Below are 10,949 nucleotides of genomic sequence, written 5' to 3'. Positions count from 1 at the left end.
CGTAAATATGACGCCAATAGCACACTTCGACCAATTAGATGGCTTAACGGATCAATCAGTAATGCCAGCCAGGAGAAAAGTATGGTTCCCAGCGAGGCTGAGCAGAGATTCACTTTTGAACCTGCCAGAATGAATAATAAAATCACAGCCGTCAAATTTTCTTTGGGAACCAGGCCAATCACCATGCCCATACTGAATCCGAGGGCTAGTTGACGAGGAGAATTGGCACTACTAAGTGCGCTGGCAAGAAATCGGAGAGAGCGAAGCCAATAAGACATTTTGAGGGGAACTCCGCAATATTTCTGGAGTTAGAAATTGAAAAAATAATTCTGCCCGCCTGAGAAGGTCAGGCAGAATCCCCCCTGTTATGAACTTGATATCGGCCAGAAATCAATTTCACCTTAACCGTTATAGTCAGAATATCTTAACAATTTGAAATTATTAGTTTTTAAGATGAACTGATTGATTCCATAGACAGGAATGAGTCCAGACAAGTCTGAGACATTTCAGCGAAATCAGTCAGCCATTAAAATCATTTTTCCAGCCAGAATATGACAGAAGCCCACCCCACCCAAACAGCTATCAGACCGACGATCAGGTTTCCAGAGATGTTGAGAAAAGCATGATTCAGTTCAGAATTTCTTAACAGGCTAACAGTATCATGACCAAAGGTGGAAAATGTGGTTAATGATCCCAGAAACCCTGAAATCAGAAACAGGCTGGCATGTTCGTGTATACGAATAGAAGAATGAAGCTGCTTGTGGGTGACGATGGCCATCAGAATGCCGATCAACAAACAACCTGCGGCATTCACGACAAGAGTACCTACAGGAAAACTTCCCGGGTATTTCCGCGCAAGCAGTTCCGTAATGCTGTATCGCGCTACGGCGCCTACGAATCCTCCTAACCCGACAGCCAGCAGTTGTGACACAAATGATTCCTTTCCAATTTATGATTCATAAAAACCGCCGACAAATTATTTGGAAGAGATTTTCCAGAGATGTTTATCACTACGAATAAAGAGCGAATTATTAGAGATTGCCGGCGTTGCCAGAATCGTCTCTTTCAAATCGATTTCTCCGGTGACATCTCCCTTCTCTTCACTTAATTGAACGACCTGTAACAATCCTTTTTCACTGATCAGATAAAGATGATTCGCGGCGGCTATCGGGGTGGCACTGAAGGGACCTTTCAGGCGTAGTCGCCAGACAATTTCACCGGTCTGCAGATTGCCACAAGATAAGACTCCAGCACGATTCACCGTAAACACCTTTTTTTGATAGACCAATGGACTCGCAGTCGCTGGAGAGAGTTTTTGTTCCTTCCAGAGCACTTTAGGGGGATCGCTGCTGGTGCCGGGTGCGAGCGCTGTCAGACCATTCGAAGGAACAAACAAAATATTTTCTCCGACCGTCGTCGAAGGAATGCGTCCCGCCCCTTGTTCATACTGCCAGGCTGTTTCGCCCGTTTCGGGATAGATGGCATCGACGCCTTCGCTTGACTGCAACAGCACCAGTGCTTCCGCTTCGGGTGTAGATTTCAGAATCGCGGGCGATGTCCAGTTTGCAACGCGCGGGCGTTTAATTTTCCAACGGGCGATTCCCGTTTTAACGTCGAGACCGGTGGTAAAAGAATCATCATCATTTTCGACAGGAACAATTAAAGTTTCGCCTACAACGATTGGAGAGGATGCCATGCCCAGACTATTGCTGGCATTGGGAAAATCGTGCGATAAACCTCGTATCCAAAGCAGATTTCCATCCAGATCCAAACAGATAACATCATTACTGGAAAATGTCGCGAATACCCGCTCGCCATCGCTGGCAGGTGTTGAAGTGGCAACACTCATTTTATTATGGCATTGGGTGCGACCAGTCGCCCAGAACTGTCTTTCCCAAAGACGTTTGCCCGTATTGACATCAAAGCAGTGCACATGCAGTTGGTCCTGTTTGAAACCTGTCGTACTGGTAATAAAAACTTTATCACCCACGACAATCGGACCAGACGCGCCGCGCCCCTCTAAATCTGCTGACCAGGCAATGTTTTCCTGATCGACTTTCGAAGGAGGCGTTTCTGAAGTCGCAACATTATTCGTCAGTGGGCCCCGAAATTGCGGCCAGTCAGCGCCGCAACATAAACAGACCGCGATCAGGGGCAGCACTAATTTGAGAAATTCGTTTTTCATAAGTTCATCCATTTCAGGGAAGAAGCGTATTAACAATTAAAGAGCTATTTATCTAATTTCAGGGAGAGAGCTGAGTCGTTGCCTCTGGTTTTTGCGAACGTACTCCGGTACCCGAGGGACGGGCAATACGGAGTTGAAATTGATAGCGTTGCGCCCAACTGTCGTCTTGCTCGTTCTGACAAAGTTTGAGAAGAATCACATTCTTGCCGGGTTGAACCGTTACAGGCACGCTATACTGATCTAATACCATCCCGCGATGATATTCATTACGTGCAAACAGAAGTTTACCATTTACCCAGATTTTCCAGGCGTTCGGAGTACCCAGTCGGATTTCCAAAGATTGTTTCTGAGGACTATGGAAGTCGGCAGCGCAGTACATGACGGCTCCCTTATAGGGAGAGATTGATTTCGCGACATCAAAGATTCCGTAGTCATCTTTCGTATTAACGGATTTCCAGTTAACTTTACCTTCTTTGCCTTCCAGCGCTGCAGCGAAATCGAGTTTTTCTTCGGGGGCATAGACGGTATCGTACCCTTTTTTCTCGCGATTATCGAAGGGGCCAACGATCATCCATTCAGACAGGAAACCGAAATGTTTTTGTAAGTCGATTTTCTCTCCCAGACTCCTTAAGGGTTTGACAATGTTTTTGACCTGATCAGAATCAGTCGCACCAGAAAGTGCCTGCTGATATACTTTCTTTGCCTGATCTTTTTTATCTGCCTTTTCCAGTTTTTTTGCTTCATTGATCAATCGCTGAACAGCGTCACGACGTAGAGTAACACTCGCGTCATTAATCATGCCGGGAATAATTCGGTCAGCTGCAGCTGGATCAACTTTAATCAAAGTTTCATAGGCCAACCGTCTTGCCCGCGGATTCCTGGAAGTATCCAGAATAAATTCTTCCAACTTCTTAACAGGAAGTTTTTTTTGTTGAATTGCCTTGGCAGCAATTGCTTCAAATGCACCACGTAGCCAATTGAGAGCCAGCGGATTGGCTCCCTCAAAGCTGGACAAAATCGGAATCAACGCTGAGGCGTCTGACTGAGATAGTTGCTGCACGGCTTTGGATGCGGTGAGATTTCCCTGACCTTCTTTTTGAACCTGTTTGATTTTTGCAATATCTTGCTCAACGTCATTCGCCTGAAGTACCGTCAGCGAACTGAAAAGGAACATGAGGCAGAATAGAAAACGGCTTCGCTGCATGGGAATCTCCTGAGACTGATCGATGCAATTAACATGACCCGCCGATTTTATGAGGGCCATCTGGTAGTGGTAGGACTTCCGTCGAATGAAATTGTACCAATTTCATTCCGGCACCAACAAGTATGACGGCTATATTCCCATTGATTCAAGTCCGGAAATCCAGAACGGGTCAGTGTATAATTAAAATTAACTTCTCGCATTCAAAGAGACTTTGGCTGATTCTTTTTTAACAACCTGATATAATTTCGCTCTCAATTAGAATATACGACTTTTGAAATTTCGGATTCACACATATGGCAACAGTTCTCAGCAGTACCATTGATCGATTACTTCAAGGTGAAAGCCTGGAGTGTGAAGCCGCGTATGAGGCGATTGCGTCCATCATGCGCGGTGAATGCAGCGAAGTACAGATCGCGGCGTTACTGACCGCATTGCGGATGAAAGGGGAAACTTCCGATGAACTGGTCGGTGCAGCCAGAGCGATGCACGAACGGGCTCTGGCGATTCCCACGAAGACAACCGGTCTCCTGGACACGTGTGGGACGGGAGGCGATCAACTTCATACGTTTAATATCAGCACCGCCGTGGCGATCGTAGCGGCGGCTGCCGGAATCCCAGTCGCCAAACATGGAAATCGAAGTGTTTCCAGTTCCAGCGGTTCCTCGGACGTTCTCGAAGCTTTAGGAGTCCGGTTGGACTTAACACCGGAACAAATCGGGCAATGTCTGGAAAAAACCGGGATCGGGTTCTGCTTTGCTCCTCTGTTGCACTCTGCAATGAAATATGTTGCTCCTGTTCGCCGTGAATTGGGAATTCGCACCATATTCAATTACCTGGGGCCTTTAACGAATCCAGCCAGTGCGGAGTATCAGCTTTTAGGGGCTAATTCTGTACAGGCCGCTGAAAAAATTGCTCAAGCGTTATTAAAATTAGGTCGAAAACATGCATTGGTCGTCTGTGGCAATGGAGAACTGGACGAGATTAGCCTCTGGGGAAAAACATCGGTTTATGAAGTAAAAGGTTCGGAATTGCGTTATTTTGAATGGACTGCCGCTGATTTCGGATTATCAGAATGTGACGTAAGTCAATTGGTCGTCAAATCCTCAGAGCAAAGCGCTCAAGTAATTCTAGAAATCTTTCAGGGTGAACAGGGACCTGCTCGGGATATGGTGGTAGCCAACGCCTCGGCTGCCTTATTGGCAGCGGAAAAAACTACAAATCTGGAGCAATCTGTTCAAAATGTCTCTTCACTGATTGATGAAGGTAAAGTATTAGAGAAACTCAAACATCTCATCGAGTTTAGTAGTAATATAACTGGAGAATAAATAAACAGGATTTCTGTCGGGGAATCAGAAAATGTGAGTCTCATCATCGGTGTTGACTTGCCGAATCTGGGTATCCTCTTATAATTCTTCAGGACAATGACAATCGAAAACAGTAGAAATCAAAAGAAGTAATGTCGCTACTTATTTGATTTCATTGCTGGCATTAAGAAATAAAGGTCTCACCATGAATGCTGAAGCGCAAAGAAAGCTGATTTTCACAACAGAAGAGGCCAATCTTCGTTTACCACTCGTGCAGGCGATTGTCAAAGACATCGTTGCCCTTTATCAGAATCTGCATGACCGCCAGGAACGAATTACAGAAATTAAGCAACTACCCGGTGCTTCCGCTCGAGATGAAGAGTCGGCATACAGCGAAGAACTTCTCCAGGCTGAAGTCGATATCGAAAACGATATGGAGCAACTCAAAGGATACGTAACCGAACTCATTGAACTGGGCGTCGAATTGGAAGACCCTGCTCTAGGCGTCGTGAACTTTCCTTCCCTGCGAGGAGGCCAGGAAATTTATCTCTGCTGGAAATCTGGCGAGGAAGAAGTTGCTTACTGGCACAATCTGGAAGAAAACTTTTCCGACCGACAAGAGTTGTTTGAAGAATCATTGAATAATGACATCGAAAATAACGATGAGCCACTAATTTAGTCAGTGACTTCTTTCAACTTCTCTCTTTAACAGTCCTCTGAATTATTTCGAGTTAGTATCATCTATCCAGGATTCATACGCCTGCTTTAATTGCCTGGTAATTTCAGGGTGTTTGGCAGCCAGATCTGTTGATTCGCCCAGATCCTGTTTCAGATCGAACAGCATGTATGGTTGATCGTGCTTTGTGCGAAGTAATTTATATTTCCCTTTTCGCACAGCGCTATATTTTCTATACTGAAAAAAGAATGACCTTGGCTTTGATGTTTCTGGTGCTTTGAGAACCGGGAGAATATTCTGCCCATCCAGAATTCGGTCTTGTGGAAGATTTCCTCCCGCCAGTGAAACCAGGGTAGGCAAAATATCAAGGCTGATGATTTGACTGCCATTCACAGTCCCCGCTTTGATATGACCAGGAAATCGTACAATCGCAGGAACACGAATTCCCCCTTCCCACAAAGTGACCCCTCCCTCACGCAGGGGTTTGTTACTGGCCACTTCCAATCCACGATCCTTCAGCATGAAAGCCCCATTGTCCGAATACCAGATAACGATTGTATTCTCGCTCAATCCACTCTCATCCAATTTCTTCAGAACCCGACCAATGGCGGTATCCAGTGCAGTAACAACCGCCCGATAACGTTTCTGAGGATCTTTGGTTTGTGGAGAAATGCCATACGCTTCGAAAGCGCTGTCCGGTGCCTGCCACTCATTAGTTTGCCCTGGTTGTTTATTTCTCTTTCCTGGAAAATGCGGTGCGTTGAAAGGTAGATAGATGAAAAAGGGATGTTGTTGATTCGCTTCGATGAATTGACAAGCTTCGTCAGCAAATAAATCGGTCGAATACCCTTTCACGAACACCTCTTTTAAGCCACGCCACAAATCATGGCGACCCGCGTAAAAGTGATAGTAATAATCAATATTGCCCGCAGCGAATCCGAAAAATTCATCAAAACCGCGTTCTGTTGGACGGCTTCCTGGTGAAAAACCGATATTCCATTTTCCAAAGCAGGCAGTGCGGTATCCCTGCTGCTTCAGATACTGTGGAATCAGTCGTTCACTTTTTCGTAAGCCATCTCCATAATTTTCCACAGCGTTCAATTGATGATTTAAACCAATTCTCTGGGGATATCGGCCAGTTAACAACGTCGCCCTGGAAACGGTGCAAGTGGGAGATGCGGTATAAAAATCAGTGAGCCTTACCCCCTGTTTTGCAAGCTGGTCAAGCTGAGGGGTTTTCATATTTGGATTGCCATAACAACCTAAGTCGCCGTATCCCAGATTGTCAGCTGTAATCAGCAGGATATTCGGTTGTTGACGAGTCTGTTTTTCACTGGCAGAGACCTGAGCCAGGAATAAAAAACTGAAAACACAGGCCACAATCAAATTGATAAACGGTTGATGATACATAAAAATATTCTTTTGCTATCTTGGATTTTGAGACCAGGATCTTTCTTGAATGAACTGTGGCAGGATATTGATACTCTCTCTGGCTTTATCTGAACATTTCAGGAACCGCGTGTCAATCAAGAGTGAGAAAACACGGTAAGCAATGATTGTATTACGATTTTTTCGAGAGCTGTTGCATTAAGTACAGATATTCCAACGAACTCAACATCGCTTCCTGCTCCTGGTTTGCATTTCCTTTGTGTCCGCCTTCGATATTTTCATAATAATAAAACTCATAACCCATCTGTTCCATTCTGGCTGCCATTTTTCGAGCATGTCCCGGATGGACACGATCATCTTTGGTAGAAGTAAAGAAATAGACCTTAGGGTAGTCCTGCCCTGACTTCAAATTCTGCAGGGGAGAGTACTTTTTGAGATAGGACCATTGTTCGGGAAGATCAGGGTTTCCATATTCCGCCATCCAGCTGGCACCAGCGAGCAGCTTATTAAATCGTTTCATATCCAGTAATGGAACGCCACACACAATGGCATTGAACAGATCCGGTCGTTGCGTCAACGCCACTCCCATTAATAGACCGCCATTACTGCGCCCCATTGCTCCATAATGTTTCGGAGAACTAAACCCCCTACTCTGGACAGCTTCGGCAACAGCGAAAAAATCATCGTAAGCACGTTGCCGATTTTCAAACAAAGCCGCATCATGCCAACGGGGCCCATATTCGCCCCCTCCACGTATATTGGCAAGCACATAAGCGCCACCTTTTTCCAGCCAGAGCTTTCCCATAAGAGCGCTATAATGAGGTAATATCGATATTTCAAATCCACCATATCCATACTGCAGAACGGGTGTGGAATGATCGAGCTTAAGGTCTTTTTGATAAACTATGAAATAAGGAATATCCGTGCCGTCCTTGCTGATCGCAAAACTTTTCTCAACTTTGAGTCCGCTGGTATCAAAGCGTGCTGGAGTTGATTGGACTGTCTCTTCTACTCCCTCTTGAAAATTCACATAATACAGGCTACTTGGTTGTAGAAATCCATCGCGGGAAAGCAGCAGGTGATTGCTGTTTTTATCAGAAGAACTGATTGAGATGACATCATCGCCTCCCCAGGGAATCAAATTTCCGTTCCATTTGTTTTCCTGAAACGTAAATTCTCGAATCTGACTGGAAACATGCTCGAGACATGTAAGATAGACTGCATCTCTGGCATACCTTACTTGCGAAATGGTGCCTGTCAGTCCCGGATCAAAAACGGGAAGAAGATCATTGATCATTCCCGTCTTTCGAAAATTCGTCAATGAAAAACTAATGAGACTACCTGCCGTAAAGCCTCGCCAGTCCTGTTTCAATTCAACTAGTAATTGATCTTGAAATAATCCAGACAAACTACATTTCTGAGGAAGAGGCAGCTGTTTCAATACACCAGAATCAGTAATGAGGTAGAAGCTGAAATGATAAAAGTCATGTCCTCGAAGGACAAAACAGGTTTGACCATTGTTATGCTCGATGTTGATGGGATAAACGAACGTCTCTTCCGGTCCCGTTTCCAGTAGCGTCTCAGCAGCGGAAAGGGGCGTCCCACGTTTCCAACGTTTGAGTATTCGGGCATAGCCGGAAGTATTCAAACTACCCTCACCCCAATCGGTGGCGATCAATAACTGATCCCGGTTTTCCCAGCAAAGATTTGTTTTTGCGAGTGGAACTTCAAAACCTTTTTTGACAAATGTTTTGGACTCAAGATCATATTCGCGATAGACGGCGGTATCCGTTCCACCGGGTGCAAGTTCGAGAATGCAGCGGGCATAATCAGGGCCAAGACAATCCACGCCTTTATAGATCCAGTTTTCGCTTTCTTCTTTTGCCAGTTTGTCGATGTCCAGCAATGTTTCCCATTCATGCTGCTGTTTTCTGAATTGAGTCAAACTCGAACGACGCCAAAGACCCCGTACATGATCCTTATCTCGCCAAAAGTTATAGACAAAGTCTCCGCGCAGGGTTCCATAGGTAATCCGATCTGAAGCAGTTAGAATTTGCAGCGCTTCCTGCTGATACTGTTTATACAGAGGATCGCCTGTCAGCGCTTTCAAAGTGTTGGAATTTTGCTGTTTCACCCAGTCTAATGCTTTTTCGCCTTCGATTTCTTCAAGCCAGAGTAAAGATTGTTCTGGATTATTCTCAGGCTGCGAGTTGTTTTCAGAATTTATCTCCGGTGAATCCATAACTAGGCTCCAGCTAATGGTATTATTCGAAATCAGGACATATTTCATTGTAGAACAAATCTGGAATCTGCCTTAAGCGAGTTGAAGGGTTTTATCAGGTTTTTCTGCGGAACCGGCTGAGATACCACATATTCTTCGAATTTCTTGTAACAGAGCGTGCATTTAAACCAGCGCGATGATAGAATCATCGGCTGTTGAGTAGTCAAAATGGCAGGTACAAGAAAGAACGCCTGGCAAAAATTTTGACTGATCTCCAGAATCTCTTTATAAAAGATTTCGCTGTTTGCTGATCTTTTCGTGTTGTTTTGGCTACTTTTGCCGAACTCCCTTACCGGTGTTCCGCTATTGAAAGTAGCAGCTGGGTGATACGAGGCAGAGCTTCGAGGAGAGCTGTTTTCAGGAAGTAACCTGAAAACAACCCCCTGAGTCCGGAATAATCGACTCTCACCTATTTCTTTCATTACACGACCCAATTTCTTTTTTTACGCGACGATTACACTCAGTCTCCAGGCTGAATGTTCGTCTAAAGGTTGATGCATGTTAACGGAAGTCTCATCACAGGCTAAATTTACGGATTTAGCACTCTGCCAGCCCGTATTGGATTCACTGGAAGAGCTGGGATATCAAACCCCGACTCCGATCCAGTCACAGACGATCCCTCTTTTACTGGAAGGAAAAGACCTGGTAGGACAAGCCCAGACCGGCACAGGAAAAACAGCAGCATTTGCGCTGCCTTTACTCTCGAAAATCAATCTGGAACTCAAGGCTCCCCAGATTTTAGTACTAGCCCCGACGAGAGAGCTGGCGATTCAGGTTGCCGAGTCGTTTAAAAAATATGGTGCAAAGCTGAAGGGACTACAGGTCTTACCGATTTACGGAGGTGCAGATTTCAAGAGCCAGCTACAGCCCTTAAAACGTGGGGTACAAGTGGTCGTAGGAACCCCTGGTCGGGTGATGGACCACATGCGTCGCGGAACATTGAAACTGGATGCTCTCAATTGCCTGGTGCTGGATGAAGCAGACGAAATGCTGCGAATGGGTTTCATTGATGACGTGGAATGGATTCTGGAACAAACACCGGATAACCATCAAACCACTCTGTTTTCCGCCACAATGCCGCAAGCCATCCGTCGAATTGCTGGAAATTATCTCAATTCGCCAGAAGAAATTACAATCAAAGATAAGACTCGCACAGCTGACACCATTCGCCAAAGACACTGGCTGGCAAAAGGTCATCATAAACTGGATGCACTGACTCGCATCCTGGAAGCAGAAGAGACCGATGGCGTACTTATTTTTGTCCGAACCAAGACGATTACTACAGAGCTTTCTGAAAAACTGGAATCACGTGGTTTTCTGGCCGCACCATTAAATGGTGATATTCCACAGAAACAACGCGAGCGAACCGTGGGGCGACTCAAGGCTGGACATGTCAACATCGTGATTGCCACCGATGTCGCTGCACGAGGATTGGATGTAAATCGAATCAGTCACGTCATCAACTATGATTTACCCGGCGATTCAGAGGCCTATGTCCATCGCATCGGTCGTACCGGTCGCGCAGGGAGAACGGGTGAAGCAATTACTTTTGTTTCTCCTCGTGAAACTCGATCACTTCAAAATATTGAACGGTCCATCAAACATAGAATTGAACGGATGGAACTACCTTCCATCAGCAAGATTAATGAACGCCGTAAAGAGCGTTTCAAAGAATCGATCACTAAAACAATGAAAGGACCTGATTTCGAACTTTTCCAGAAGTTACTGAGTGAGTACCAGTTGGAAACAAATCATTCTGAAATCCAGATCGCGGCGGCATTAGCCTGCATGTTCCAGGGGAAACGTCCTTTGTTTTTAACTGAAGCCCCACATAAAGAAGTGACTCAGCGACAACGGGAAGTCCCTTCTGGATCGAGAAAAATTCAGCCAACTTCGCCATCTGAGCGAAA

Annotated in this window: 8 protein-coding genes and 1 pseudogene; 3 read left to right on the top strand and 6 right to left on the bottom strand. The window is 45.4% G+C overall.

Translation table 11 applies throughout. The annotated features are described in order from the left end of the window. The 4 genes and pseudogenes from Q0668_RS06565 to Q0668_RS06550 all read right to left on the bottom strand — a co-directional run. Positions 1 to 278, bottom strand: a pseudogene (locus Q0668_RS06565) (hypothetical protein); the annotation flags it as partial. A gap of 254 nt (positions 279 to 532) precedes the next feature. Then, positions 533 to 931 carry a fluoride efflux transporter CrcB gene (crcB, locus tag Q0668_RS06560; protein ID WP_298861634.1) on the bottom strand — a complete coding sequence of 133 codons (399 nt, stop codon included), beginning with the start codon at positions 929 to 931 and terminating at the stop codon, positions 533 to 535. 45 nt (positions 932 to 976) lie between these two features. Further along, the gene (locus Q0668_RS06555) at positions 977 to 2,185 is read right to left on the bottom strand and encodes a PQQ-binding-like beta-propeller repeat protein (RefSeq protein ID WP_298861631.1); all 1,209 of its coding nucleotides are present in this window, start codon (positions 2,183 to 2,185) and stop codon (positions 977 to 979) included. A gap of 58 nt (positions 2,186 to 2,243) precedes the next feature. Then, positions 2,244 to 3,389: a hypothetical protein gene (locus Q0668_RS06550; RefSeq protein WP_298861627.1), complete on the bottom strand. Its 1,146-nt coding sequence runs from the start codon at positions 3,387 to 3,389 to the stop codon at positions 2,244 to 2,246. A gap of 293 nt (positions 3,390 to 3,682) precedes the next feature. On the opposite strand from Q0668_RS06550, the gene trpD reads away from it, so the two are divergent. Together trpD and Q0668_RS06540 are read left to right on the top strand one after the other, a co-directional pair. Further along, positions 3,683 to 4,714 carry an anthranilate phosphoribosyltransferase gene (trpD, locus tag Q0668_RS06545; protein WP_298861624.1) on the top strand — a complete coding sequence of 344 codons (1,032 nt, stop codon included), beginning with the start codon at positions 3,683 to 3,685 and terminating at the stop codon, positions 4,712 to 4,714. Positions 4,715 to 4,898: 184 nt separating this feature from the next. Then, positions 4,899 to 5,372 (top strand): DUF2203 domain-containing protein, encoded by a 474-nt coding sequence (locus tag Q0668_RS06540; protein WP_298861622.1) that lies wholly within the window; start codon positions 4,899 to 4,901, stop codon positions 5,370 to 5,372. Positions 5,373 to 5,414: 42 nt separating this feature from the next. On the opposite strand, the gene Q0668_RS06535 is transcribed toward Q0668_RS06540, so the two are convergent. Continuing rightward, the gene (locus tag Q0668_RS06535; protein ID WP_298861619.1) at positions 5,415 to 6,779 is read right to left on the bottom strand and encodes a sulfatase; all 1,365 of its coding nucleotides are present in this window, start codon (positions 6,777 to 6,779) and stop codon (positions 5,415 to 5,417) included. Between the two features lie 151 nt (positions 6,780 to 6,930). After that, positions 6,931 to 9,000 (bottom strand): prolyl oligopeptidase family serine peptidase, encoded by a 2,070-nt coding sequence (locus tag Q0668_RS06530; protein ID WP_298861616.1) that lies wholly within the window; start codon positions 8,998 to 9,000, stop codon positions 6,931 to 6,933. A gap of 537 nt (positions 9,001 to 9,537) precedes the next feature. Between Q0668_RS06530 and Q0668_RS06525 the strand changes: the two genes are divergently transcribed. Then, positions 9,538 to 10,949: DEAD/DEAH box helicase (locus Q0668_RS06525; protein WP_298861613.1), on the top strand; the 1,412-nt coding region annotated here is incomplete at its 3' end.

This window comes from uncultured Gimesia sp. (assembly GCF_937910335.1).
Lineage (GTDB): Bacteria > Planctomycetota > Planctomycetia > Planctomycetales > Planctomycetaceae > Gimesia.
The sequence above is the reverse complement of the archived record's forward strand: the minus strand, read 5'-3'. Positions and strand labels throughout refer to the sequence as shown.

Bases quoted from the DNA above. Each gene is read 5' to 3' on its own strand.
- Q0668_RS06555 (WP_298861631.1), bottom strand. From the start codon at position 2,185: ATGAAAAACGAATTTCTCAAATTAGTGCTGCCCCTGATCGCGGTCTGT.
- Q0668_RS06550 (WP_298861627.1), bottom strand. From the start codon at position 3,389: ATGCAGCGAAGCCGTTTTCTATTCTGCCTCATGTTCCTTTTCAGTTCG.
- trpD (WP_298861624.1), top strand. From the start codon at position 3,683: ATGGCAACAGTTCTCAGCAGTACCATTGATCGATTACTTCAAGGTGAA.
- Q0668_RS06540 (WP_298861622.1), top strand. From the start codon at position 4,899: ATGAATGCTGAAGCGCAAAGAAAGCTGATTTTCACAACAGAAGAGGCC.
- Q0668_RS06535 (WP_298861619.1), bottom strand. From the start codon at position 6,779: ATGTATCATCAACCGTTTATCAATTTGATTGTGGCCTGTGTTTTCAGT.
- Q0668_RS06530 (WP_298861616.1), bottom strand. From the start codon at position 9,000: ATGGATTCACCGGAGATAAATTCTGAAAACAACTCGCAGCCTGAGAAT.